This window comes from Methylomonas sp. LWB, assembly GCF_001856095.1.
GTDB classification, from domain to species: domain Bacteria; phylum Pseudomonadota; class Gammaproteobacteria; order Methylococcales; family Methylomonadaceae; genus Methylomonas; species Methylomonas koyamae_A.
In genome coordinates this window covers 41,369-68,070 of record NZ_MKMC01000034.1, presented here as the reverse complement: position 1 = coordinate 68,070, position 26,702 = coordinate 41,369, and the positions used below count along the sequence as shown (strand labels likewise).

Sequence of the window (26,702 nt, the reverse complement as noted above, 5' to 3'; positions counted from 1 at the left end):
TTTTAATGTTTGTTTTATAAGGGTAGTTTATGGCTTTGCCGTTGTTGATGATAGTCATCGGGCTGATCGTATTGGTTTGGAGCGCCGATTTGTTCGTGGAAGGCGCGGCGGCGCTGGCGAGGTTTTGGGGAATGTCGCCGTTGCTGATCGGCATGGTCGTCATCGGCTTCGGCACCTCGGCGCCGGAACTGAGCGTGTCGGCCTTGTCGGCCTTGCAAGGCAATCCGGGCATCGCGCTGGGTAACGCCTACGGTTCCAACATCACCAACATTGCGTTGATTTTGGGCGTGACCGCGTTGATCAGTCCCATTGTGGTTCAGTCGCAAATCATCAAGAAGGAATTGCCGATTCTGTTCGGTGTGACCTTGTTTGCGTTCGGCCAGCTATACGACGGCGACATGTCACGTAACGACGCCTTGCTGGAATTAGGGCTATTCGCGGCGGTGATGGGCTGGATGGTGTGGCAAAGCGCCAAGGACCCATCCCGGCAGGCCGATGTGTTGGAAAGCGAAATCGAAGACGAGTTGGACGAACACCGGATGTCGTTTGCTCAAGCCATGATTTGGTTGGTCAGCGGTTTGATTTTGTTGGTGATCAGTTCGCGCTTGCTGGTGTGGGGCGCGGTGTCGATCGCCCACGATTTGGGCGTCAGCGATTTGATTATCGGTCTGACCATCGTCGCGGTCGGCACTTCGCTGCCGGAGTTGGCCTCGTCTATCGTCGCGGCTCGCAAGGGCGAGCACGACCTGGCGGTCGGCAACATCATAGGGTCCAACTTGTTCAATACCCTGGCCGTGGTCGGCTTGGCCGGCGCGATTCATCCGATGGCGATTCCGGTCGAAATCGTCAATCGCGATTGGCCGGTCATGGCTTTGCTAACGTTGTCGCTGTTCGCGCTCGGCTACGCCGGCAAACGCGGCTCGGGTCGTATCAACCGGGTCGAGGGCGGCTTGTTGCTGGCCGTTTACGTCGGTTATACCTTGTACCTGATCGAAACCGTGGTGAGCGCTTGAATATGAACTGGGAACAAGGTTTGCGCAACGCGGTGTTCCGCTGGGGCAATTGGCTGATGTATTCGCCGGGGCTGCTGTTGACGGTGGCGGTGCTGTTGGCCTATTGCGCGATCGAATACACCAGCACGCATTTGAGCGTGAATACCGATACCGCCGAGTTGATCGCGCCGGAGTCGCGGTTTCAGCAAAATCGCCGCAATTTCGAGAAGGCCTTCGGTCAGGAAATTCATACGATGCTGCTGGTGGTCGAGTCCTCCAGCCCGGAATTGACCAAGGCCGCCGCCGCGCGTTTGGCGCGTCAATTGCGGTCCGACACCGAGCATTTCACCAAGGTTTACCGGCCCGACGAAAACGCATTTTTCCAACGCAACGGCTTGCTCTATCTGGATACCGACAAGCTACAGGATTTTTCGGTCACCTTGGCCCAGGCCCAGCCCTTCATCGGCCGTATTTCCGCCGATCCCAGCCTGACCGGGTTTTTCTCGATTTTCGAGGACGCGCTGAACGCCGAAACCAAAACCGAGGAAGTGCCCATCGACCTGTTTTCGTTGATCGACAAGGTCAGCAACTCTCTGCACAAAACCCTGAACGGCGAAACCGACCTGCTGTCCTGGCAAAAATTGATCGCCGAAAACAATATTAGCGAAGAGCAGTCGGACAAGGCCTTCATCTTCGTTACGCCTAAATTCGATTTCAGCCAGATTCTGCCCGTCGAGCCGGCCATCAACACGATACGCCGGGCGGTAGACAAGATCCAGGACCCCAATCTGCCCAAGGTCAAGGTTTGGATCACCGGCGAAGTCGGCCTGGAACACGACGAAATGGCCGGCATGAGCGAAGGCACGTTCACGGCCAGCATCTTCTCGGTGGTGTTGGTGTGCGGCATCTTGCTGGTGGCTTACCGCTCCTGGCTGCTGATGTTGGCGACGCTGGCGACGCTGGCCTTGGGCATGGTATTTTGCGGATTGTTCGCGTCGGTCGCGGTCAAGCAACTGAACCTGATTTCGGTGGCCTTCGCGGTGTCGAACATCGGCTTGGGCGTTGAATACGCGATCCATTTCTGCCTGCGCTACCGCGACAATCTGGATCTGCACGGCAAGGATAAGACCCAGGCGATTCGCTCGGCGCTGCTGGCGACCAGTCCGTCGCTGATGCTGTGCGCCGGCACGACCTCGATCGGTTTGTACGCCTTTATTCCGACCGACTACCAAGGCATCTCGGAATTGGGTTTGTTGGCCGGTACCAGTTTGTTCATCTGTTTGTTCGTGACGCTGACGGTCTTGCCGGTATTGCTGAAAGTCATTCCGGCGCCGCCGTTCCACGATCTGCACGGCGAACAACCCGGCGCCTCCAAGCTGTCCGCCAGCTTGGCAACCTTTACGCTGCATTACGCCAAGCCTATCGCGTTCGCGACGCTGGTTCTGGCGGCGGCCGCGATTTATTTCGTCTTCCAGGTGCAGACCGATTTCAATCCCTTGAATTTGCGCGACCCGAATACCGAATCGGTCATCGCCTTTAAGGATTTGATGAAGGAGCGCGATACCTCGCCGATGACGCTGACCGTGCTGGCCAAGAACGACGCCGAGGCCCGCGACATGCAAAAGAAATTGACCGCGCTGAAAACCGTCGACAAGACCGTCAGTCTGTTCGATTTCGTGCCGGAGGATCAGGACGATAAATTGGCGATCATCGACGACATGATGCTGACCTTGGGGCCGCAAAGCCAATCTTTTCCGCAATTGAAAGTCGGCTCCGATCCGCTGCCGGCCATCAAGCGAATGATTGCGGCGATCGACGCCAATTTGCCGAAGAAGACCAAACCCGCCGAAATCGAGTCGCTAAAAACCTTTAAAAGCGAGTTGCAAGACGTGTTGGTCGAGCTGGATGCCCGCTTGCAGCCCGATCGCGGCGTGTTTATCGAAAAAATTCAGACATCGCTGCTCGGGACCTTGCCGACCGTGATGAACCAGTTGCTGACCGGCTTTCACGCCGAATCGGTGACGATGGCCAGCATTCCGCCGGAAATCGGCGAACGCTGGCTGAGCAAGGACGGGCTGTACCGTATCCAGATTTTCCCGAAGGAAGACTTGAACGATCTCGACGCTTTGCAAACCTTTATCACCGACGTGCAGGCCGTGGCGCCCGACGCCACCGACCTGCCGGTGATGTATTGGGAGTCGATGAAGGCCGTTATCGCTTCGTTCCAGGAAGCCATCATCATCGCATTGACCGCCATCGCGTTGCTGCTATTGTTTATTCGGCGCAGCATCGTCGATACGCTGCTGGTGATGGCGCCGCTGGTCTTGGCCGGCTTGTTCACGATGGCGACCACCGTGTTTACCGGCACGCCGATCAACTTCGCCAATATCATCGCGCTGCCTTTATTAATGGGCTTGGGTGTCGATAACGGAATACACATGGTCGAGAAACTGCACCACTCCTTGTCCGAGGAGCAAAACATTTATCAGTCCAGTACCGCCCGCGGCATGTTCTACGGTGCGTTGACGACGATTTCCAGCTTCATCGGTCTGGCGTTTTCGCCGCATCAAGGCATCGCCAGCATGGGTTTGGTCATCACGATAGGCATTTTTTGGATCATGACCTGCACCTTCGTGGTGTTGCCGGCCCTCAGCAAATTGGTGTTGAAACCGGTCGAACCGCTGCCGGCGCCATCGGTTTAGCGGGGCGAGGCCAACGCGTAGCCGGCAAAATCCATCGCTTGAATGTTCTAGTTAACTTTTAGGGGCAACAATGTTCGTAATCATTGGTTATGTAATCATCCTGGGCTGCGTACTGGGTGGTTTCTTGATGGCCGGCGGACATCTCGGGGTGCTGTGGCAGCCGGTCGAGGTGTTGATCATCGTCGGTTCGGCGTTTGGCGCCTTCCTGGCCAGCAACTCGCTGACGGTCAGCAAGGCGGCCATGGCCGGCGGTACCGCCACCTTGAAGGGCAGCACCTATACCAAGGAATATTACATGGAGCTGCTGATGAGCTTTAACGCGCTGAGTCAAAAAGCCCGTAAGGAAGGCTTGTTATCCCTGGAAAAAGTGGTGGACGATCCGGAAGGCAGCTCGATCTTCGGCGAAAAAATCGTCCACGACCATCATTTGATGGAATTCATTTGCGACAAACTGCGCTTGATCCTGACCGGCGTCGACGTCAATCAGCTCGAGGACATCATGGATGCCGAGATCGAAGTCCATCATGCCGAAGGCAACGAACCGATCAAGGCCGTCCAAAAAGTCGGCGACGGCATGCCGGCCTTCGGTATCGTCGCGGCGGTGATGGGGGTGGTGCATACGATGGAGTCGGTCGGTATTCCGCCGGCCGAGCTGGGTAAATTGATCGCGGCGGCCTTGGTCGGTACCTTTCTCGGTATCTTGGTGTCTTACGGCTTTATCGGCCCGGTGGCGTCGGTCATGGAAGCCCGCCTGGAAGAAGAGAGCAATGCCTACAAATGCACCCAGAAGGGCTTGCTGAATTGCGCGAAAGGTACGTCGCCGGCCATGACCGTCGAATTTATGCGTACCACGATTCCGCACCACTCTCGGCCCGACTTTGCCGAACTCGAAGCGGCCTTGAAAGCCGGCAAGTAAAGGGTAATCCGCGATGGCCGAACAACCGATAATCATCAAGAAGGTCAAGAAAGGCGGTCACGGCGGCCACCACGGCGGCGCCTGGAAAATCGCCTATGCCGACTTCGTGACGGCGATGATGGCGTTTTTCTTGTTGATGTGGTTGCTGGGTTCGACCGACGAAGCCACCAAGAAAGGGATTTCCGAGTATTTCCAAAACCCGTTCGGCGTGGCGATGAGCGGTTCCGGCGTCGGCGACCGCGCCAACATCATCAAGGCCGGCGGCTCGGATTTGGCCTCCAAGGATGTCGGTCAGGTTCACATGGGCGAGGACAAGCCGCCACCGCCGGCGCCGCCTTCGCCCGAGGACATCGAAAAACTGGCCGAGGAACAGGAAAAGCAAAAGCTGGAAAAATTGCAGGAAAAAATCGAATCCATGCTGGATGCCAACGCCAAACTGGCCGAATACAAGGATCAAATCAAACTGGAAACCACGCCGGAAGGCCTGAAAATCCAGATCATCGATGCCCAAAACCGGCCGATGTTCAAGCTGGCCAGTTCCGGGATTGAAACCTATGCTCAGGCCATCCTGCGCGAATTGGCGCCGGTGATCAACGAACTGCCCAATAAGGTGACGATCAACGGTCACACCGACGCCTTGCCGTTTCCCAGCAACCGGAGCGGCTATTCCAACTGGGAGCTGTCCAGCGATCGGGCCAACGTGGCGCGCCGGGAGCTGACCCAAGGAGGTTTGGGCGAGGAGAAGGTACTGCGGGTGGTGGGGCTGGCATCGAGTATTTCCTACAACGTGCAAGACCCGACCGACCCGATGAACCGGCGTATTTCGATCATCGTTATGAACAAGAAGACCGAAAACCAGGTGCTGCACGACGGCGCGGAGGACCTGCCGGCCTTGCAAAACGTATCTCCGGCGATACAGCAAAATACCAAGATCGGGCCGACTTCCTGACGGCCGAACGGATTTTCGTCCCGAAGTATGAAAAGAGGGGCGAAGCGACTTCAGCCGCGATCGAAGACATTCCGGCACCGAACCGTGTATTGCCAACGAATTTTTAGGGCCACCCGTTATGACGCCGCTACATTGCCCCGGAAAATGAAGCTTCGTGCCGAAGAACAACACCCAATTTCGACAAAGCGTCGTTCCCGTCCTGACTTTCCACGCGAAATCCGGCTGAAGTAGGTCGCAATGCAATGGCTCAAAGTTCTGGCCTGCCAAGCCGCCGCACTCGTCCTGACCGCTTCGTTAAATCGCTACTGGCCGCAACCGCTAGGCTGGCTGTTACTGATCCAGGCCGGCGCCGCCGGAGTATTCTCTCGCCTGCTTCGCCAACCCAAGTGGTGGCTGCCTATCCATTTGGTATTCCTGCCGGCGCTGGTACTCGCTACGACTCTACAATTGTCGCCAGTCTGGTACTTGGCCGGATTTTTGGTCATGCTGCTGGTGTTTTGGGGGACGTTTCGCGGCGACGTGCCGTTGTTCTTGTCCTCGCCGGCCGTGGCGCTGGCGCTGGCGGACATTGCAAAAACAGAGGGGGCGAAAACCTGCGTCGAAATCGGCGCGGGCGTCGGTAGCGTCGCGCTGCCGCTGGCGCGGCAGTGTCCCAAACTGAGGATTGCCGCCTGGGAGCGAGCGCCACTGCCCTGGCTGCTGGCCCGCTGGCGCTGCCGACATCAGTCCAATGTCGCGGTCCAACGTCTCAATCTCTGGCAACAGTCCGTGGCGGAATACGACTTGGGTTACGCCTTTCTGTCTCCGGCCGTGATGATCCAAATCGGCGGCAAAGTCCGCGCCGAAATGCGCCCCGGCAGCCTGTTCGTTTCCTCGTCGTTCCCGATTCCGGATTGGCCGCCTGAAACCGTCGTCGAACTCTCCGATCCCCGCCGCACCCGCCTATACTGCTACCGCCTGCCCGAGCTTGGTGGACCGGGAGGAGTAAAATAAGCGGCGAATTACGCCAACGAGCTTATGGCGCTGCGCTAAATTTTGGGGATGGCGGGTTTCGACCCAAGGCGAAAGTTCGTGTATTTATCTTGAATGCCGGTTTAAAATTTATATCAGCCATTCAAATAATAAAAGTTGTAGGGTGGATAAGCGAAGCGCCATCCACCTATTTGCGTTCCTATGGTGGATGGAGTTTCGCTTATCCACCCTACGGCCCTGATCAATGACTTTAACCTACCCAAACCCCGTATTTGTCATGATTTCTAAGTACTTCTATGCTGTGTGCGAAGCGAACAACTTTGAAAAGCCCGGTGCGGTAATTCCGCACGCCGGGATTTGTGAGGGGGCAGTCGGGCAACTGGCTGTTCTACCTTGATGATATTGCGAGAAAACATATGCTCCTAAAAAATAGAGAAATACTTAATCCCTATTTCTCTGGCAATGACAGCGCCTCAAATCAGTACAAGAATGGCATGATATCTGCCATTAGTGATCTTTCAAATTGCCTAAATGAAAGGGAAATGGAAGATTTAATAAAAAACAAACTACAACTCTTTTCTAGTTCACTTAATGAGCCGCAATATTTGCAATCGGCATGTGAACTAGTCATTTGCTCATATCTAGCAAAGTTATATAAAAATGCGTTTAAGTATGAGCTACAAGTAAACCCGCCAAAGGATGTTGATTGCTCATTTACTGAGAGTGGCATCCAGTTCAACGTAGAGATTAAGTGTGCGGATTTCTCAAAGAGCAACCGAATTAACGAAGAAGACGGTTATAAAATTGGGTTTCTTGGCCGAAATCCAGACGTTGACGCAGTATTCAATGATCTTGCCGGTGCATTTCAAGCAATTCCTGATGGAAAGCCTTTAATAAAGCAGCAGCACATGGACAACAAATTAAAAGACTATCTTCAGTCTGCACACGGAAAATTCTCTCAGCAATTAAGAGAAGACCATTTGAATGTTTTAGCCATTTGCTGCGACACGCCACTGGATATACAGAAATGGTTTGGATACATGTATGAAAATCAAGGGCTTTTTACTAATGATTCCTTTTATGAAAAGGAAAATTACAATCTTGTTGATATTGTATTCATAACAAATCTATACCATCGGCATTATTTATATAGGAGCAAAGACAAAATATCTAACCATTGGCTCCTCGATAAATCATTTAACTTAGTTTTCTCAAATCCGCACAGGCTCTTAGATAAAAAATCATCCATATTGCGATTTTGCGACATAATGCCAAATTACTCACATGAACTTTGCAAATATCAAGTTCCAGGCGATGCTGAAGACTATGTAAAAAACTCAATAAGAATTCCTCACTTCGTAGGAGATGAGCTTGAAGCGAAAGGTATTTTTCATTTCCAACCAAACTCAGAGATCACGGCGGAAAATATTTAACAAATCGCACCATGAGATATTATACAACCCACAAATATTACACTGCCCTTTAACTCGTCGTTAAGCGGCTGCTTTTAGGTGCTAAGCGCTTAGCAATAAGTTGAGGGGTATGTGGTCTTTTCCAATCCACATCGTCATAGGGCCGTAGGGTGGATAAGCGAAGCGCCATCCACCTATTTGCGTTCCTATGGTGGATGGCGCTTCGCTGAGCGGGACGGGGTATGTACCCCGTCCTGAACGTTTCAAGCCAGTTTGAAAGTCAGTTGAACGTTACGGACGGATTGAATAATCCGTCCCGCATCCCGGCTCTGCATCCCACGCCAAGTTATGAGCGGTTATTGATGATGTTTTTCTATAGACAAACCATCCAATGCCATCTCGCCGCGTATCCAGCCAACTGAATGCCGGCACCTATTACCTGACGCTAACCGTCCCACGTTGGTATTACCTGTTCGATCGCTTTGATCGTTGGAAAATATTGGCGGATTCGTTCCGTGAATGACAACAATATGCTCATTCACAGCCATTTGGCTTGTAAAGCGAAGGGAGGGTTTTGGTCGATCAGAGCCTTACCTTTTCCTTGCCCTGAGACTGCCACACGGCGTACCGCGTTGGGTTTCGACCGGATGAACGGAATGTCGGTCATAGGCTGGGTTGGCTAAACTGGATTGCATGGTTCTCGGCTAGTTTCCGCTTGCAAGGCGCTGATAGTTGAGTTTATTGTCGCGTGAAGCGTCGCCTGCTCGGAGCGCCGCTATTCGGACGGTTATCGTTGCGGGCGGAATTCGTGGCCTTGCGATAGAGGTTCTCGCGCGGCAATGGGAAACCGCGCGAACTTGAACGCTTGGTATCGCGCGGAGTCCGGAGTCGCCGATTGGGGGAATGGGGTGGTCCGGCAATTGCCGTCCGCGGCGGACAAACTCCGCCGCCCCGATGCGGGCTTTGCTCCCTCTGCTGTCTATCCTCTGCCTGGGCGATCGGGACTTCGGCACCTCCGGCCGCATTTCAAAACGGGTGGCGACTCGGGACTCACCCGCCACTGTAACCATTCAAACATCGCGCTCGCGGCCGGCTCTTGTTTGTTACAAACACAACAAACAAATGCAATCTTTTTGTCGTTAAATCAATTGCTTATAAAGTGGTGTAAAATATGAATTAAGCACGTTATGCAAAAATAATGTTGCGTTCGCTTGCTTATCAATTGTCGGTATTTATGTCTGAAATCATTCTGTTCCCCGTTCCGGACAGGCAACAAAAATCGGAGCTCGATGCGGTTATCGACGATGCGCTAAAGGCCATTCCGAAGAACGACAGAGAGAAACTGAGATTTGAATTGATTAAAACGATAGACGGCTTCGATACCTTTTTCACCGAGTGGTCTTTGAGTTTGCCTGAAGATAGCGATGAAACGTTGAGAAAACAAATCTACGATATTGCGCATCAGGAACATGATCGAAAAATGCGTATGCTGAAAGAAATTATGCGCTTAAAGATTAAAGTGCTGGTCGCGGAATATCGCCAGCGAAAGTAATCTGGTGATTTTTGGTAATTTCACCTGTTATTTTGGAGGCGATTGCTAATACTAATTATCGTCGATAGCAGGATATTAACTTAATCCTAAAAAGAGCAGTTTGGCGATGAAAAATTCCGTTCGTCCTGAGTTTGTCGAAGGGCGCGCGGGATTTTTCATTCACCCGTTTGGCGAGTGTATTGCGAGCCGTCCATGCTTCGACGTTGCTCAGCACGAACGGCCCGCAATACACGCCAACTGTCCTTTTTAGGTTAATCGTTTTCGAGTCAAAATAGTCTTTGAGGAGTGTTATATGAGTCAACTTGCCGAAGTAAATTGTGTTGCGGAGCTTGATGTCGAAGCCGATAAGTTGCTGGTGGCGTTTGCAAGCTCGGATGGGGAAATTATCAATCAGCATTTCGGCTCGTCGTCAGGCTTTCACGTGTACAGTATCGATGCCGATAGCGCGATTCCGTTGGCGGCTAAATCGTTCGGCAAGGAGCTACGCGACGGTAACGAAGACAAGCTGAAACCGAAACTGGCTTGGTTGAACGGCTGCGATTTGGTCTACTGCGGCTCGGTTGGCGGCTCCGCGACCAACGAGTTGATCAAATTGGGCGCGCATCCAGTCATCGTTAAAGGCGGGCCGGATATTGAAGAAGTGGTTGCCGAGATACAAAAAGAATTGGCCGGTACCTTGTCTCCGCTGCTGGAGCGCATTTTTAAACAAAAATCCGGTAAAGATCAGGGCCGTTTTGACGAGATGGCGGACGAAGAATGGGATGAATAAAATGACGTCCGGTCATTTGAATTAAATGCCTTTTAAACTTCTAATATTTGCCACGCTTTCGAGTTGATCGCTAGCGTGGCAACGCTGAATTTATTCAATATCTCCCGCCAGAGCGGCGTCCACCGCTCGCAAAATATAATCATTGTCGCGAATATGCCGGGCAAGCTCTATGATTTCTTCATAGGCATAATGGTGTAAATTGAAACTGATTCGGTCGATTTGCTTGTCGTCAATAAAAATGTCCAGTATCAAAAGCGCCGACGTGTCGTGCGGGTGAGCGTTATCGAGCACCTTGACGCTGGATACGATTTTCATGTGTTCATCGATTGGGTTGATATATCGCAACGACGATAAATGTTCGATTTGTACCGGGCTTAATTCGTTATGACTGTTGCTCATGAGGCGGAAATAATGGCTGGCTCTATGGATTTGGAGATATTGCAAAAGCAAAGCCCATGCCATGTCTTTTGGGTTTGTCCGTCGCCCAAAACCCCGCGTGCCCGGATACAAGCGTTCCGGGCGGTTGTGTCCGCGTATCGACGGTGCCGAACTTGCATCTTTAGGCAATCCCTGTAAAGTTGGCGACGCTGAAATCGTTTCGATTTCAAGCGGGTACGCGCGTTGGGTTTAGACGGCCATTCTCCGGACTACCCGTCTTATAGCGGTTGCGCGCGACCGAAAAATTATAATAACAACAGCAACCGAGAGGTTTGGATTCATGAGTTTGGAAACCAAGTTCAGCAATGCGCAGTTGCGGCGCATCAATTTACAATCGATTCTCTATCTGTGTTCCTGTCCGTCGCAAGTCGGCGTGCAGATCGACAGCCTGCGCAAGCTGTACGAATATCAAGCCGATTGCGCCGAGCGCGGCCGTAGCGAATTGCAAAGCCAAGTGCACGAACGCATCGCCGAGGCCACGTTGGCCGCGCATCGGATCATGGAGGATTGCCTGCAGGATGTGTTGAGCCTGGAGGGCTGGGACCCGCTGACGCTGGAAATGCCGGAAGGCTTGCGGACCCTGCTGGAACAGGAAATCGACGGCGGTTGAGGGTGCGAGAATGACCGCGCCGGTCCGCCGTCGACCAACCGTTAAACCTGCGGCTCGAATTCCACCGAAAAGCGGCCGTAGCGTTGCAGGATCGCCGGCATCAACAGTAAATTCAATAGCGTCGATGACGCCAGGCCGCCGATGATGATCGCTGCCATCGGTCCCATGATTTCCCGGCCCGGGTTGTCGCTGTCGAAGGCAATCGGCAACATTGCCAGCGCGGTGACCAGCGCCGTCATCAAAATCGCGGGCAGGCGCTCCTGGGCGCCGCGGACCAGGGTCGCCTGATTCCAAACCTGGCCTTCGAATTCGATCAAATGCCGGTAATGCGAAATCAGCATGATGCAGTTGCGCACGGTGATGCCGAACAAGGTAACGAAGCCGACGAAGGAGCCGACCGACAGGGTGGCGTCGGTGACGACGACGGCCGCGACGCCGCCCAACAGTGCGAAGGGTAGATTCAGCAAGGTCAGCAGCATGTGGCGCAGGCTGCCCAGGGCGATGTACACGAAAATCAGCACGCCGACTCCGGCCAGCAAGGCATGCACGACCAACGACTCGCGGGCGTCGGCCTGCTCCATGGCCGCGCCGACGAATTGCGGATGGGCGCTGCCGGTCCAGGCGATTTCGCTGTTGACCCGGCGTTTCAGTTCGGCGACGAACTCGTCCATGTCTCTATCCTCGACCTTGCAAGTCACGGTCTGTATACGCTGCGCGCCTTGATGCAGGATGTTGTACCGACCTTCGCCGTGGCGGATGTCGGCGATGTCGCCGAGCAACACCCGCTGACCGTCGGCGTTTTTCAACGGCAGTTGCCGCAGGAATTCCGGGTCGTTGCGCTTTTCCGGCGGCAAGGTCACCGCCACGTTAAAGATCCGGTTGCCCTGGATGTGCTTGCCGACGATGCGGCCTTCGTAGGCGGTTTGCAGGGTCGTCATCACTTGCGCGGGGCTGATGCCGCGAAACTTCAGGCGCTCGCCGTCGAGTTGGATTTGCAGCGTCGCGGTGGCCGGCGGCGAGCGCATCTGAATGTCGGCGGCGCCGGGGATGCCGGCGATCAAGGCCGCCAATTGTCGGGCCTTGCCGTCGAGTTCGTTCAAGTCGTTACCGTACAGATTCACGACCACCGGTGCGGTATAACCGGAAATGGTTTCGTCGACCCGCTCGGTTAAAAAGGTGTTGGCTTCGAAGCCGATGCCGGGAAATTGTTCCAGCACGTCGCGCAGGCTGTCCAAAACCCGTTGTTGCTCGCGGCCGGACAGCGGTTTCAATCGCACTTCGTATTCGCTGTAATGGCTACCGTAGGTGTCGGCGCCACGTTCGGCCCGGCCCGCCCACTGCGACACCGACTCGACGCCTTCGATGTCGGCGAATTGTTCGCTCAATAAGGCGCCCACCCGCAATGATTCCTGCAACGAAGTGCCCGGCGCGCTGGCGGTATGGACGATGAAGTGACCTTCGCGCAATTCCGGCAGAAATTGATGATCCAACTGTAAAAACGCCGCCAGACCGGCCGCGCAAGCGATCAGGCCGATGCCGGCCACGGCGTTGAAATGGCGAGTGGTCCACAGCAAATGTTTGGCGTACCAGGGTTTCAGGCGCTTGATCAACGGCGGCTCGGCGGTGTCCGGCAGGCGCCGCCGCAGCAGCAGGTGGCAGAGCGCCGGGGTCAGGGTTAGCGCCACCAGCAGCGACATCATGATCGCCAGAATGTAGGACACGCCCAGCGGCGCGAACAAACGGCCGCTAACGCCGGCCAGGGTTAACAGGGGCACGAACACCAGCGCGACGATGAAGCTGGCGTAAACCACCGAGCCGCGTACTTCCAAGGAAGCGTGGTAGATGACTTCGTCGCTGGGGTCGGGGTGAATCTTCAGGCGGTTTTCGCGCAGGCGCCGGAAGATGTTTTCGGTGTCGATGATGGCGTCGTCGACGACTTCGCCCAACGCAATGGCTAGTCCGCCCAGCACCATGATGTTTAAATTCACGCCGCAAGTCAGCAACACCAGGGCGGCGGTCAGTAAGGACAACGGAATCGCGGTAGCGGCGATCAGCGCGCTGCGCAAATCGAACAAAAAGCCGTACAGCACCAACAACACGAAGGCGCCGCCGAGCAACAAATGGCCGGCTAGATTGTGCAGCGAGGTCTCGATGTAGTCGGCCGGCCGGAACAGATGGGCGTGGAAGGCGATGGCTTGTTGCTCGAACAGCGGTTGAAACTCCTCGAGCACCGTTTCGACTTGCCGCGACACCGACAAGGTGTTGGCGCCGTACTGGCCGATGATCATCATCACGATGGCTGGCTGGCCCTGGATTTGCGCGGCGCCGATGGCCGGGGCTGGCGCATAGCCGACCTCGGCGACATCGCCGAGCAAAATGTTGCTGCCGTTCAAACGCTTGACCACCAATTGTTCGAATTGGCGCGGATTGCTCGGTTGACCGCTGAGCTGCAGCGAAAAGCGCTGATTGCCGTTGTCGATGAAGCCGGCGCCGCTGATTTCGCTGGCGCTGGCGGCGGCGTTGACCACTTCGTCGATCGACAAGTTATATCGCTGCAAAGCCGCCGGCAGCAGCTGGATTTGCAATTGTTGAATGTCGCCGCCGAACACGTTGACATCGGCGACGCCGGGTACCGCCAGCAGGCGCGGCACCAAGGTCCAATCCACCAGGCTGCGCAATTCCAGCAGCGATTTGCCGCCGGCCCGCAAGCCTATCGTCATCACGGTGGCCGACGACGACGACAGCGGCAGCGGAATCGGCGTACCGACTCCGGCCGGCAAGCGCTGAGCGATGCCGGTCAATCGCTCGCCGACCAACTGCCGGTTGCGGTACACGTCGCTGCTTTCCTCGAAGGTAGCGGTGACGATGGACAGGCCTTGTATCGATTGCGAGCGCAAGTTTTTCAGGCCGATCAGGCCGCTAACGGCCTGTTCGATCTGCTGGCTGACCAACACTTCCACTTGCTCGGCGGCCAGGCCAGGCGCTTCGGTTTGGATGATGACTTGCTTGGGCGCGAACTCCGGAAAAATGTCCAGGCCGGCATTGGCGAAGCGATAGCCGCCGTAGCCGAATAGCAGCAGGGCCAGCGCGATGACGATGCCGGAATAGCGGATGGAAAAACGGACCAGGAGTGCGAGCATGTTTGAGCGGCGGTTGGCGAATCGGCTATTTTGCCCGTTCCAGTGCTCAAGGTCCATGCGGGTAGGTGACAAGTAGCCGCCTCGCTTTCCCGAAATCCCTTCCCGAATGGGCCGGCTATCCAATTCCCGGAACGTTGTCTCGCCACTCGGTCAAATGCGATCGAACTTAGCCGGTCGGTTTCGATCGTCCCGCTGAGTTTTGACTTAACCGAGAAGGCCGGATTTCAAACCTTGGAACACGATGATGCGCGCCCGAATGATGAGTTGTAAGCAGCAAGCAACTGATGTCTATAACAAAAATCATATGGGTCGTATAACATTTCTCGAATTTTGCCCCTAAGGCGATTTTTATATAGTGCTTCGAACCTGGTTTCAGCCAGCTCGATACCGGCCGGCTTCCGGTCAAACCAGAAGCAATTTTATGAATTCAATTTAGAGGTGAAGATATGAAGATGAAAAAACCGGTCACGATGGTGTTGGCGATTATCATGGGATTCGGCACGCACGCCGCCATGGCGAGCGACTTAATCGGTGGAGGCGCGAGCTGGAGCGGAGTGGGCTCGACCGGGCAAGGTTTCGGCGTTGGCGACGCCCAAATAGGCGGACACGGCGATGCCTTCGACACTGGTTTAACCTTTCGCGTCGATGGCGTTTCGTTCAATCCGACAAGCTACCTGAGCAGCGGTCAAACGATCACCAGCAGTGTCGCGACGCTGAGTAATCTGCAAACTCAGGTTCAGTTTTACGCCGATACCGCAACACCCACGCTACGTACTCTGATCACGTTGACCAATAACGGCAACGCCGGCATTTTCACTAAGGTGGGCCTGTGGACCAACGTCGGATCTGACGAATCGACTCAAACCATCGCCAGCAGCGACGGCGATTCCGCATTCAGCACCCAAGACCGCTGGTTAATTACCGACGATTCCAGCGTCAACTCGGGCGACCCGGCCAATACCCATGTAATTTACGGCATGGGCGGCCTGGCGCCATCCTTTGTTAGCAATACCGTTTTCAGTTCCGCAGGCAGTCAAGGCGTCCACGCCGATTTTCTGCTGAACATCGCCGCAGGCCAATCGCGCTCACTACTATTTTTTAACCAGATATTCGTACAAGCCGGCGATGCCCGAACGGCGGCGACCGTTTTCGATCATCTATCCGAATCCAATGCGCTGTTGGCCGGTTTGAGCGCGGAGCAAATCGCCGGCGTCGCCAATTGGCGGTTCGCGCCGGTGCCGTTACCCGCGGCCGTCTGGATGTTCGGTACCGCATTGGCCGGTTGGCTGGGCTTAGCGCGCAAATCTTACCGATCTTGATAGCTTTCGGGTTTCAGGCCTTACCGCCTGGAACCCCTTCGCGCATTCACCTGGAGTACCACATGAAACCGCAACTTTTATTAGCGCTCGCTCTGCCCTTGTTGAACGGTTGCGCCGCGACCGCCCGCTCGTTGAGTTCGAGTAAAGTATTTGCGCCGTCGTGCCCGACCGCCGCCACGCCCACCTACAAAGACCCTGATCTCACGATATCCTCCGTCTCATTGACTTCAGCCGGAGTCTCGGACGACCAAACGCCAAGATGTTCCCAAAAGGAATCGGTTTATAGCAACGCGGTCTGGATTCCGGTCCTGGGACCGCTGTTCGACCTGAGCACCAACACCAGCCCAGATCGAAAAGGCACCTGGTATTTGGTATCCGCGGCTTTTCCGCTCATCGGCCCTGCCTTGCAGCTTAGCTACGGCGCCAAGCAATGCATCGCCGAGTGTTTGCCCACCCCGGTCACGCGGGTACCCAACGTTGCCGACTATTTCGACCGGGCGTTAAACGTATCCGACGCCAACTGCCGTACCTTCCTGACGCGCTTCTATGCCAATGTCAATGGCGCCAACGAATCAAAAGACAGCCTGAATTCGCTCAGTACCATTACCGCCACCGGCGCGGCATTCGCCAATCCGTTAGCTGGAGCGATCATCTCGGGCACCAAAACCGTGTTGGAAGACGGTATCGGCAGTTTCAGCAACAATTATCTGCAGGGTAAATTAATGCCGGACTTGATTACGACGATACAAAAATATCGTCAGACCGCCCGAAAGGAACTCGATACTCCGCTTTACGCACCAGACTCGGTGGAAGACGTCGTACGAAGCGTAAACAATTACGACAGTCTATGCGCGATCGACACCGCTGTGCAGATCATGGTGGAATCGGTTAACAATCAAAATTCCGGCAACGACAAAACCAACAACCAGGACCAGAACATTCAGCTCAAGCACCTTGGCTTGGGCGAATAGGTTCGAGCTCCGCCCAAACCCGAGAGAACTACTATGAGTACAACTAAATTTTATGTCTGGGTTACGCCGTCCTATTTCGACGGTTCGTCAGTCGATCATACTTGGGTAACGACTTACGATAACCGCGCCCATCCCTACCGGGACGATAGAGAAGTCGAGTCGGCGGGCCAGAATTATTGGTATTGTTGGGGGAAATTTCATCCGAGAGGCGAATCCGACGACTACGATAGCGGCTTGATCGGCAACCAACCGGGAGATCCAAACCGCGCACTCTGCCTAGTCAAACCTAACAACGCCGACGCGCGAGGCACGATTTTCAATTACGGTGTCGACGGCGTTTGCCACCAATTAGCCAATCAAGTGTTATTCGCGACCGCACTCGACGGGAAGCTACCGCTCCGGGTTTCAAAGGCCAGGGGGTATAATGTCAGTCTGTTTTTTTATGGGACCTACGGTTTGCAACGACAGGTTTGGAACCAGAAGACCGACACCTGTTTAAATCTGCATCAGGTCAGCAGAATGGCGGGAATGGCGGAAGCAGAAGACGAGTTCGAGCAACTGTTGCGAATCAAGATGGGCGACGCGAACGAAGAACAAATCGCAGGTTTGCTGGCATTGCGCGCCACCTTGCCTGACCGAGGCGCGCGAGCGATGGCACTGGCCGAGGAACGGCTTACCGCCGAGGCATTGAACGCCCGAAACCAGCAAATCCTTGAACGCGCCCGGACTGTGTTGGGCGACGACCAATACCGTCTGGTTTTCGGCGTCGAACCGGGCGACGCCGTGAACCTGATCGATCCGAACGTTTTTCGCAGGACGCAAAACGCCGAAGGCTGAGGTTCCGCATCCGGCGAGTTGGAGGATTGCCGAGACAGGGCTTAACGCCCCGCTCGGCAGTCCGGAATAGAACTAATAAATCCGGCGAAACGGACTGTCATCTTCCGTAGTTGTTTCATGCAGTCTGACTTCGGCGTGTTCGCCGCATTTCAAAATGCCGAAGCGGCCGCTGCCCCCGCCGATACTCAAGAAACCGCCCGCGCCCGGCCGCGCCGCGCCGGACGAGACGACTTCCCAGAAGCGATCCGGATCGCCGTGCGCCAACGGCCCGGCGTTACGGTGTATGTCGCCGGTCAGCACGATAGCGTTTTGCGGCGCGCGGGCCAACATCCATTGGTAGTCCCGGTAATCGTGCCAACTCTCGCCGCCTAGCTTCAGCGTACTTCCGGACGCGATAATTTTATGGCCTTGCCATTGCTCAAATTGCTGCGACATCCATTCGAGCTGTGCCTCGCCGTGCATCCAGGCGGTAAGCCGACTGGGCGCTTCTCTGAAAGTTCGGCCGTCCAAGGTCACAATTCGAACATTTTCGACATCCAACACCGTCTGAATGCCTTGGTCTTCGCCAGCCAGTAGCTCGGCCAAATCGGGCGGCGGCGGATAGTCCGAGCCGCCGGAATTTCTGGTTTGCAAACAGTGTTTGAATTGCATGAACAACCCGCGCGAAATCAAACGCTTCGCTTTAGGCACCGCCTCTTTGCAATCGGACTGATCCCGGCCGCGGCTGTTGTTCCAGGCGAAGTCGTGATCGTCCCAAGTCATGGCAATTTGCGATACCTCGCCAATCAACCGCCGAAAACTCATGACTTGCCACTGTTTGCGGTAGCAGGCGTAAAGCGCCTCCGCAAAATCTTCGGGCGACATCCGGTAAGGCTTGCCGCGCGGCTTGGAACTTCCCAGGAACCCAAAGCTAAAATCCATGTAAACCGAGTCACCCAATAGCACCAACACATTCGGTTTTTGAGCCCGTATCCGGTCCCAGACGTTCTGGATGGGATCGGCGTCGGCGTCCATGCAAGAGGCAAAGGCGATAGTCGTATCGTTCATGGTATTCCCGTGGCTAAAATTTGAAGGCGGCGGGCCCGCCGCTGGTATGGCGCACAGCCGAAACGCGTTGGATTCTAAGTAGCGCCGGGACTACGGTAAATATGACGAATGTTATAGGCAGCGCTTGGACGGATTCGGCGGCGGGTGCTTTAATGCCTGTGCGAGTCGGCCGGCGACCAACTCGGCAAACGGATCGTCACGGTGGTGCCGGAGTCGGCCGGGTCTTGGCGAGATACCACGTCGATTTCCCCGTTCAGTTTGCTTAAAATTGTCTTGGCCAGCGGCATGCCGTAACCGGTACCCGGCTCGCCGGCGGTGCCGAGGCGAGTGGTGGACTCGCAGGGGTTGAACAGATTGCCCAACAAGGATTGCGGCATGCCGATGCCGCGATCGGCGACCGTCAGCGTTACCGTGTCGCGGGATTGCAGCAGAGTTATCGCGACCGTTTGGCCGGGCCTGGAAAATTTGATCGCATTACCCACCAGGTTGGCGATGACGACATTTTTCATCAGCGCCGCGTCTACTAACACCTCGGCCGGCGCATCGCCGATCTCGGTCTCAAAGGCCAATTGTTTTTGACGAGCTTGTTCGTCCATCAAGGCCAACGTTTCCAACAGCATCCGCCGCATCGATGCCGGGGCCAGTTCCAAGGCCAACTTGCCATCTTTCAATGCGCGCAGCTTTCGAACCTGCTGGATAATAGAGGTCAACTCGCCAAGCGCGTTGTCCACCAGCGCCATGATTTGCTCGGCGTCGTAGCGGCCCGTTTTGGCGGCCTGATTCATCAATTGAATCGCATTGATTGGATTTGCCACGTCGTGCACCAAAATTCTCAACAGATTTTCGGTTTCCTGGCGTTGCTTGTGCAGTTCGCGTTTGGCCGAAGCTTCAAGCCGAATGAAATAGTGGCTGATCAGGATATTGTAGATACCGAAACCGACCAGGTTTATCAATTTGACCTGTTCGTAACTACCTGCTTCGGCGACCAGATTAGGCAATATTCCAATATGGTTGGCGCCGACGAAAGTCGCAAAAGTTACCGCCATCACAAATGCCCCCACCCAGACGCCTCTTACGCCGTAAAACAAACCGAATACCCATGGCGTTCCCGCCAGCCAGAACGCACCCGGCGACTCGTTGCCGCCGGCGCAAGCCATGATCACAAACACCAATCCGACGCCGATCGTAACCGTATACGCGGCATAGCACTTTAGGCTTTGCGTTGCGAGATAAACCAGCGGCGCCAGGCAAACCAGCCCGTATAAGGGCAGCAAAATCGGCCAATAGCGAGTGGTATGGAACGAAAAATATTGTTCGGCGATGAAATACGGCGGGAAGATTACGCATGCCCAGAAGAACACGCCGATTTGGTGGAAGCGGGTGCGCAAATCGATAAAGTCGCCGCCTGCCGGTAGCGCGAATAAATTCAGCGGCGAAAATTCGGTTTGGCTACGCACGTTTGCAGCGGCTAAACAGGACGACGGATCACGTCAAACCGTTCCGTTGCGCATAAGCGATCAACTCGCCTCGCCCGGATAAACCGAGTTTACGGTAAATGTTGTGCAAGTGAATTCGGACGGTACCTTCCTGAATATTCAGACGAGCGGCGACGGTCTTATTTCGCGAGCCGACTGCGATAGCTTTAACCAGTTCTATTTCGCGATCGGTCAGCAAATCCCTGACTTTAAGCCGCGCCGCATCGCGCTCCAGCACTCGGCCCACGCTACCGATTTCCAACCACAGTCCGCCAGCATGCACTTTTTTAACCGCCTGAACCAACAAAGTCGGGGGCATGGTTTTCAAAACCACGCCGCGTACGCCCCAGTTCATCGCTTCCAGCAACCGGTCGTCGTCCATACAATAGGTATAAAGCAAGGTCCTACAAGCCAGGGATTCGCCGTGCAGGGTTTTCAATACGTCGAATCCGTCAACCCGGGGCAGGTTGACGTCCAGCAGCAAGAGGTCCGGACGGATGTCGCGGACCGCCCGCAAGGCCTCCTCGCCGTCGCTGGCTTCGGCCACCACCGCGAACTCCGGGTCGTTGCCGAACAACATGCTCAAACCCATCAATGTCATGGGGTGATCGTCGGCGATGACAAGTCTGATTGGCGATGGGGCGTCCATGCGTTTCAATGAAGTTGCTAATAATGGCGTCGAATAATGGTACACAAATTGACTGAGTGGGCCGCGATTTTCGCTTCCAAGGTAAACTCGCCTTAAAAACGGTTACCGGTCGTCGGATGCAATCGTCTTGTCGCAAGCGACGATTTCGAACGAAAGCAATACGTGTTAAGCGCTGCCGACTCAACCGCCGGCTCACGGTTTCGATTCTTTAGGACTCGGCCCGCGCCCGCCCCCCGTCGTTTAACGCTAGCGGGGCGCGGCAGGATTGCCGCACCCCACGGCGTCGTTTATCGGCGCCACTTAATCAAAGCGGCGCGTTTCAAGCGGATTGACGGCAATTCAGGTTTTTCGGCGCGATTTGGTGTTAACCGCGCCGATGCCAAGTAGCGCCGAGCCCATTAACCAGATCGCGCCGGGCAACGGCACCGTGCCGATGCCGCCGTTATCGATAGGCGTGGCCGGGTCGCAGTATTTGACGAAAAACTCGGCGCCCGCGAATAGATAGTCTCGGCTGCCGGTGTCCATGACGCCCAACGTCGCACTGAAGGTGTTGGCCCCGCTCAAGGACAAAAAGTCGGTAATGTCCAATTCCAGGTATTGTTTCAAGCCGTCCACTTCAACCCAGTCGGCGCTGATCGGCTCGCCGTTGATCGAGGTGATGGCGGCATATTCGCGCGTGTCCAGTAGACCGGAATTGAACAACAACGCGTCCGCGACCAATCGGGTATCGTCGCGCAGCCAGACCCGCAAGCGGGCGCGTTCGATATAGACGGTGTCGAGCCGATAGTCGAAATTCAAGCTGAGATTGTCGTTATCGGTGTTGTCGTCGGCCAGAGAAATCAATGTGCCGTGCTTGCCGCCGAACAGGGTTTGAGTCAGCTCCAGAACGTCGCAAGGGAACACTTGGTCGCAGCCTAGCGGACCGAAATCTTGCCCGTTGGGTCCTGATATAACGGAGGCCGAGGTTGGCGATGCGGTGAGTGTCGACGAGAGTAACAGCGCGGCGGCGCTTAATGTCTTCATGGGTATCCTTGCTAAATGGACGGAAACAGTGCGACTCGTCAGGCGCCGGGTTTGCGTTCCGAGTCGTGCGTTCCGATAGTTTAGAAGAGACTGGGAGGATGTATAACAACCGGGTGCCGTTGAGGGGCTGGGCGTTTAGTCGGTCCCTCGTGCGCGGCCCGCACGGCAAGGGCGGTCAAGCAGGCGCGGAATCGAGGGATCTTATTTTTTGCGCGACCAAACGGAGGGGGTTTAAAAACGGCTGGTGTTGAAATCGCCGCGAGCCATCGTTTTACGTGATGCCGGCTCTAAGAGGCCGCCCGCGCTCCCCAGGTATTGAGCCGGAGGGGTTTCAGCCGAAAGGCTCGGTGGCCGTTCGGAGAAAGTGCCGAAAATACGACAGTTTGTCAGTGAAAAATCAGACAGCGTAAACAATGTGGGCGACCGTAGACTGTCAGCGTGGGGGGAATCCCGATCGCGAGCGCTAAGCCTCGCGACGGAGGCGGCAAGGATGGGAACCTCGCCACGCCGGCGGAGCCTTAGAAAATAACAATTCGGAGGAAGCAATCATGTCAACCTTAACGTCATTTCGGCAAAACGATATTTCCCATGCCGCGTTTTTGGACGCGTTGAGCGGCGAATTCATCGCGCGCACCGGTTGCGGCGTTTACGTTTACCTCAATCCGCAGGACATACACCGCCTGTTCGACGACTACCGCCAGCACGGCGCCTCGATACGCGACATGGTCAGGCCTTGGATACGCGGAGCTTAGCGGATTTGCAGGCCGCAATCGCCGCGCGAAGCGGGTTTAAGCCGCTTTATGCGATGAAGGTCGTTGGAAATGCCGAGGCTGTGCCGGTGTCGGAGCGCTAGCGATCGTGGTTAAAGCCCCGCTTGCGCCGTTGACTTCCATTCGCCGGGCGATACAGCGGTTTCAGGATTGCTAGCCGACTGGTATTGGCCGGTTACAGCTTTCGCGGCCGAGCGGAACGCTCGGGTCTATGCCCAATCTATGGGCTGCGAATCCATCGCAGCCGGCGCGATGCTTTGGGGTTCGCGAAGGCTGGCCGCCCGAAAGTAGGTTTGGGCGGCGCCGAGATGCGGTCAAAGGCGATACGGGGATTTTTTCCCTTGCCAGTGGTCCGGGCGCTTGTTAGGGTTGGCTGGCCCGAATGGCGGGTGTTCGGAACAGGTGGGCATATGACGGTTGGGGTCTGGCGTGTCGCGCTTGCGGCGGTCGCTTGTTCGGTGTTTATTCCCGACTTGGCGGTCGCCGCCGAGATGACGCGCGAGCAAGTGGCGGCCGAGATTTCCGGCGCTACGCAGCGTCCGAAATTGACAGGCAAGGATTTGTCGGGACTGGATTTGTCCGGCTTGGATTTTCGCGGCGCGGATTTATTTTCCGCCAATCTGGACGGTTGCCGCTTGGATGGCGCGAACTTGGCGAATACCAATTTAAACCGCGCGCAGTTGCGCGGAGCGAGCTTGCGCCAAGCGACGTTGGTTGGCGCCAGCCTTTACGCGGTGGTGTTGGACGGTGCCGACTTAAGCGGCGCCGATCTGAGTGGCAGCCGTATCATCGGTTTGTTGAACGGCGTAAATCTGAGCGGTGCGCTGCTGAGGCGTGCCAATTTGGGCGCGGATATGGCGAATCAGGGCATGGCACCGGCTCGGGTCGAAATGAACAACGCCAAACTGCGCGGCGCGGACCTCAGCGATGCCAACCTGATGCACGGGATTTTGAGCTACGCGCAATTCCAAGGCGCCAATTTACGCCGGGCCAATCTGCGCTGGGCCGATTTAGCGGGCGCCAATCTGAGCGACGCCGACGTCGACGGCGCCGATTTCCGTAACGCCAATTTCGACGGCACCAGCCTGCGCGGCGTCAAGGGCGCCGGTTCCGTGGCGGGCATGGACTAACGCGTCCCGCGCTCGCTTACATTCCTCTCGACGCTCTCCGGCGGCACGTTTGCTCGTGTTCCGGAAAGCAACTTCTAAAGACCTTCCCGTTCGAATCGGATTACAATAGCGGCTATTTACGTTTAACCCCGGTATCGCCCAGCCGATGCCGATAGTCAGGAGCGCAATTGGCCGACAGAATCATTCGTATCGCGACTCGACAAAGTCCGCTGGCTTTGTGGCAGGCGGAACATGTCGCGGCCCGGCTCCAACAAGCGTTTCCCGGATTGCGTACCGAATTGGTCAAGATGGTGACGCGCGGCGACAAAATTCTCGACGCGCCGTTGGCCAAAGTGGGCGGCAAGGGCTTGTTCGTCAAGGAATTGGAGCAAGGGATGCTGGACGGCGCGGCCGACATCGCGGTGCATTCGATGAAGGATGTACCGGTGGAATTTCCCGAAGGGCTGCATCTCGCCGTGATTTTGGAGCGGGAGGACCCCACCGACGCCTTCGTTTCCAATCGCTACCGCGATTTGGCCGAATTACCGGCCGACGCTCGCATCGGCACTTCCAGCCTGCGTCGCCAATGCCAAATCAAGGAAAAATTCCCGAAGGCCGAGATTCTCAGCCTGCGCGGCAACGTCAACACTCGGCTGGCTAAACTCGATGCCGGCGAATACGACGCGATCATTCTGGCGTCGGCCGGCCTGAAACGCTTAGGATTGGCTGAACGGATCACGGCGCCGCTGACGCCGGAGCAAAGTCTGCCGGCGATGGGGCAAGGCGCGATAGGCATCGAGTGCCGCAGCGACGATGTCGAAATACACGACTATTTAAAAGTCCTTCACGACGAGACCACCAGCATCCGGGTTACCGCCGAGCGGGCGATGAATGCCCGTTTGAATGGCGGCTGCCAAGTACCTATCGCCGGGTTTGCCGAAATTCGCGGCGAAAGCCTGGCGCTGCGCGGTTTGGTCGGCAGTCCGGACGGTTCGGTGCTTTACCGTGCCGAAGCCGCAAGCGGTTTGGCGGACGCCACGGCGCTGGGCGAACGAGTCGCCGACGCATTGCTGGCGCAGGGCGCGGACCGAATTCTACGCGAGCTGTATCAGTGACGCCGGGTTTGCGCGGCGCCCGAATCTTGGTCACCCGGCCGACCGCGCAAGCCCAGCGTTTATGCGGTTTGATCGAAAGCGCGGGCGGACAGGCCGTCCGGTTCCCGGTCCTGGAAATAGTCGCCGAGGCGTTGGCCGAGCCAAGTCTGCAATTGGCTGCCGCCAGCGACTGGCTGATTTTTACCAGTACGAATGCTGTGGATTTTGCTATCGCCGCGTTCGGTGGCAAAATGCCCGGCTTGCATCGGCCGAGGATTGCCGCGGTGGGCGAGGCAACAGCCGGCGCTTTGCGCGCGGTGGGATGGCCCGTCGATTGCGTGCCGGCCAGCGATTTCAGCAGCGAGGGCTTATTGGCCGAGGCGCCGATGCAGGCGGTCGTCGAGCAGCGATGTGTGATCGTGCGCGGAGTCGGCGGTCGCGAAAAACTGGCCGAGGCATTGCGCGCTCGCGGTGCCGAGGTGGCGTATTTGGAGGTTTATCGGCGGGTCAGACCCGCTACCGATACGACGGAACTCATCGCGGCGTTGGCAGCGGGCCGCTTGAGCGCCACAACGATGACCAGCCTGGAAGCCTTGGAGAATCTGCTGGTCATGTTGGACGAAACCTCGGTGGCGGCGTTGCGGGCCTTGCCGTTGGTAGTGGTCAGCGAAAGGATAGGCGCGGCCGCGACGGAACTCGGATTTTCCAGCGTGGCGGTGTGTCGGCAACCGGCCGACGCGGCGATTTTAGAGACCTTGACGACGATATTGAACGGGGAAAACAGTGGCGGAAGTAACTGAAGAAGAACAACAACAAGAAAATCAAACCCCCACCGTGGTGGTAAAAAAGTCTCTCGCCGGGTTGTGGATAGGTATCGTCGCGATTCTATTGGTGATTGGCTTGGCGGCGGCCGGCTTTTATTTCTTTCAGCAATTGCGGGCCAGCCAGGACACCGAAAACAATCAGGACAATCTGAAACTGATTGAAGTCGATAAGGAAATCAACGGTTTGCAGGATCAGTTGTCCGGCCTGCAGTCGCAGCTCGCCAATCTGAACGCCGAAATGACCGGCAAGGACAATCACTTTACTCAAACGCTGACCGATTTCTCGAAACTCCATGAGGAAAGGCTGGAAACCGCCCGCAAGGAACTGGAAGCTTCGATTCAAGTTTTGCAGCGGCAATTGGGTAAGACGCGCGGCGACTGGTTGTTGGCCGACGCCGAATACTTGCTGACCGTCGCCAACCAGCGTCTGCATCTGGTCGGCGACGTCCACACTACTCGCGAAGCGCTGGAAGCCGCCGACCAACGTTTGCGGGAAAGCGGCGACGCGGCGGTTTTCAAAGTACGCGAGCAAATCGCCAAGGAACTGGCGCTGCTGAATAGCGCGACAGTGCCGGACATTGTCGGCATTTACGCCGGTATCCAGCACTTGCAGGACGCGGTCGAAGGTCTGTCGGTATTTTTGCCGCATGCCGGCAAGCAGCCGGAAAAAGCCGAGCCGAATAATGACTTGTCCGAAAACGGTCATGAAATTCTCCAGCAAGTCGCCAAGCAATTGGAAGGTTATGTCGTGTTACGCCATACCGAGCAACCGGTCAACGCCATCCTGACGCCCGAGGAAGCGCATTTTCTCAAGCAGCAGTTGAAGGTCCGGCTGGAAATGATCGAAATCGCCTTGGTTCAGCAGAACGACACCTTGTTCGCAAGTAGCATCGCCGACGCCAAGCAATGGCTGAAGAAAAACTTTGCCGAGGGCCAAAAAACCGAGCAATTCGTCGCCGAATTGGACAAACTCGCCGCCGTGCAAATCCGCAGCCAATATCCGGACGTTTCCGGCTCGTTGAAACTGCTGAAAGACATCGGCAAGCTGCGCCTGGAAACCGACAAGGCTATTATCACCGGCGCGCCCGCCGAATCGGCCGCCCAACCCGCCTCCGGCAACGCTCAGCCATAA

The 26,702-nt window shown here is 56.0% G+C and carries 23 protein-coding genes; 17 read left to right on the top strand and 6 right to left on the bottom strand.

Annotated elements, in window-relative coordinates; genetic code table 11:
• Positions 1-29: 29 nt before the first annotated feature.
• From BJL95_RS14120 to BJL95_RS14085, 8 genes are all read left to right on the top strand, one after another.
• Entirely contained in the window at positions 30-1,013 is a 984-nt protein-coding gene (locus BJL95_RS14120; protein WP_071158804.1) for a calcium/sodium antiporter, read from the top strand.
• 2 nt (positions 1,014-1,015) lie between these two features.
• Complete coding sequence (locus tag BJL95_RS14115) at positions 1,016-3,694, top strand: MMPL family transporter (RefSeq protein ID WP_071158802.1); 2,679 nt, start codon at positions 1,016-1,018, stop codon at positions 3,692-3,694.
• Positions 3,695-3,764: 70 nt separating this feature from the next.
• Positions 3,765-4,610: a flagellar motor stator protein MotA gene (gene motA / locus BJL95_RS14110; protein WP_064030896.1), complete on the top strand. Its 846-nt coding sequence runs from the start codon at positions 3,765-3,767 to the stop codon at positions 4,608-4,610.
• A gap of 13 nt (positions 4,611-4,623) precedes the next feature.
• Positions 4,624-5,559, top strand: a complete 936-nt coding sequence (motB, locus tag BJL95_RS14105; protein ID WP_064030895.1) for a flagellar motor protein MotB — start codon at positions 4,624-4,626, stop codon at positions 5,557-5,559.
• Positions 5,560-5,796: 237 nt separating this feature from the next.
• Positions 5,797-6,552, top strand: a complete 756-nt coding sequence (locus tag BJL95_RS14100; RefSeq protein ID WP_071158800.1) for a hypothetical protein — start codon at positions 5,797-5,799, stop codon at positions 6,550-6,552.
• Between the two features lie 395 nt (positions 6,553-6,947).
• Positions 6,948-7,964: a hypothetical protein gene (locus BJL95_RS14095; RefSeq protein ID WP_071159249.1), complete on the top strand. Its 1,017-nt coding sequence runs from the start codon at positions 6,948-6,950 to the stop codon at positions 7,962-7,964.
• A 1,213-nt stretch (positions 7,965-9,177) separates the two neighbouring features.
• A complete protein-coding gene (locus tag BJL95_RS14090) occupies positions 9,178-9,495 on the top strand; it encodes a hypothetical protein (protein ID WP_064024419.1) in 318 nt (105 codons plus the stop codon).
• A gap of 292 nt (positions 9,496-9,787) precedes the next feature.
• Entirely contained in the window at positions 9,788-10,264 is a 477-nt protein-coding gene (locus BJL95_RS14085; RefSeq protein WP_064024409.1) for a NifB/NifX family molybdenum-iron cluster-binding protein, read from the top strand.
• 90 nt (positions 10,265-10,354) lie between these two features.
• On the opposite strand, the gene BJL95_RS14080 is transcribed toward BJL95_RS14085, so the two are convergent.
• Positions 10,355-10,831, bottom strand: a complete 477-nt coding sequence (locus BJL95_RS14080; protein WP_139306274.1) for a hypothetical protein — start codon at positions 10,829-10,831, stop codon at positions 10,355-10,357.
• Between the two features lie 151 nt (positions 10,832-10,982).
• On the opposite strand from BJL95_RS14080, the gene BJL95_RS14075 reads away from it, so the two are divergent.
• Positions 10,983-11,312, top strand: a complete 330-nt coding sequence (locus BJL95_RS14075) for a hypothetical protein (RefSeq protein WP_217631690.1) — start codon at positions 10,983-10,985, stop codon at positions 11,310-11,312.
• A 41-nt stretch (positions 11,313-11,353) separates the two neighbouring features.
• Here the strand turns inward: BJL95_RS14075 and BJL95_RS14070 are convergent, their stop codons facing one another.
• A complete protein-coding gene (locus BJL95_RS14070) occupies positions 11,354-14,452 on the bottom strand; it encodes an efflux RND transporter permease subunit (protein ID WP_071159245.1) in 3,099 nt (1,032 codons plus the stop codon).
• A 446-nt stretch (positions 14,453-14,898) separates the two neighbouring features.
• Between BJL95_RS14070 and BJL95_RS14065 the strand changes: the two genes are divergently transcribed.
• The 3 genes from BJL95_RS14065 (at position 14,899) to BJL95_RS14055 (ending at position 17,579) form a co-directional block, all read left to right on the top strand.
• Positions 14,899-15,771 carry a hypothetical protein gene (locus tag BJL95_RS14065; RefSeq protein ID WP_071158796.1) on the top strand — a complete coding sequence of 291 codons (873 nt, stop codon included), beginning with the start codon at positions 14,899-14,901 and terminating at the stop codon, positions 15,769-15,771.
• A gap of 62 nt (positions 15,772-15,833) precedes the next feature.
• Entirely contained in the window at positions 15,834-16,742 is a 909-nt protein-coding gene (locus tag BJL95_RS14060) for a hypothetical protein (protein WP_071158794.1), read from the top strand.
• A gap of 33 nt (positions 16,743-16,775) precedes the next feature.
• Positions 16,776-17,579, top strand: a complete 804-nt coding sequence (locus BJL95_RS14055) for a hypothetical protein (protein WP_071158792.1) — start codon at positions 16,776-16,778, stop codon at positions 17,577-17,579.
• 72 nt (positions 17,580-17,651) lie between these two features.
• Here the strand turns inward: BJL95_RS14055 and BJL95_RS14050 are convergent, their stop codons facing one another.
• From BJL95_RS14050 to BJL95_RS14035, 4 genes are all read right to left on the bottom strand, one after another.
• Positions 17,652-18,626, bottom strand: a complete 975-nt coding sequence (locus tag BJL95_RS14050; RefSeq protein WP_071158790.1) for an alkaline phosphatase D family protein — start codon at positions 18,624-18,626, stop codon at positions 17,652-17,654.
• A 149-nt stretch (positions 18,627-18,775) separates the two neighbouring features.
• Positions 18,776-20,083, bottom strand: coding sequence for a sensor histidine kinase KdpD (locus BJL95_RS14045; protein ID WP_071158788.1), 1,308 nt, complete (start codon positions 20,081-20,083; stop codon positions 18,776-18,778).
• A gap of 28 nt (positions 20,084-20,111) precedes the next feature.
• Positions 20,112-20,750, bottom strand: coding sequence for a response regulator transcription factor (locus BJL95_RS14040; RefSeq protein ID WP_064023978.1), 639 nt, complete (start codon positions 20,748-20,750; stop codon positions 20,112-20,114).
• 339 nt (positions 20,751-21,089) lie between these two features.
• On the bottom strand, positions 21,090-21,773 hold the full coding sequence (locus BJL95_RS14035) for a hypothetical protein (RefSeq protein WP_139306273.1): 684 nt from the start codon (positions 21,771-21,773) through the stop codon (positions 21,090-21,092).
• Positions 21,774-22,321: 548 nt separating this feature from the next.
• Between BJL95_RS14035 and BJL95_RS14030 the strand changes: the two genes are divergently transcribed.
• The 5 genes from BJL95_RS14030 to BJL95_RS14010 all read left to right on the top strand — a co-directional run bounded on the left by BJL95_RS14030 (position 22,322) and on the right by BJL95_RS14010 (position 26,702).
• The gene (locus tag BJL95_RS14030) at positions 22,322-22,525 is read left to right on the top strand and encodes a hypothetical protein (protein WP_064023976.1); all 204 of its coding nucleotides are present in this window, start codon (positions 22,322-22,324) and stop codon (positions 22,523-22,525) included.
• A 428-nt stretch (positions 22,526-22,953) separates the two neighbouring features.
• A complete protein-coding gene (locus BJL95_RS14025; RefSeq protein ID WP_083386042.1) occupies positions 22,954-23,673 on the top strand; it encodes a pentapeptide repeat-containing protein in 720 nt (239 codons plus the stop codon).
• Positions 23,674-23,840: 167 nt separating this feature from the next.
• Entirely contained in the window at positions 23,841-24,767 is a 927-nt protein-coding gene (gene hemC, locus BJL95_RS14020; RefSeq protein WP_071158783.1) for a hydroxymethylbilane synthase, read from the top strand.
• Complete coding sequence (locus tag BJL95_RS14015; protein ID WP_071158782.1) at positions 24,764-25,546, top strand: uroporphyrinogen-III synthase; 783 nt, start codon at positions 24,764-24,766, stop codon at positions 25,544-25,546. Before hemC ends, BJL95_RS14015 begins: the two co-directional genes overlap by 4 nt.
• The gene (locus BJL95_RS14010; RefSeq protein WP_071158781.1) at positions 25,530-26,702 is read left to right on the top strand and encodes a uroporphyrinogen-III C-methyltransferase; all 1,173 of its coding nucleotides are present in this window, start codon (positions 25,530-25,532) and stop codon (positions 26,700-26,702) included. Before BJL95_RS14015 ends, BJL95_RS14010 begins: the two co-directional genes overlap by 17 nt.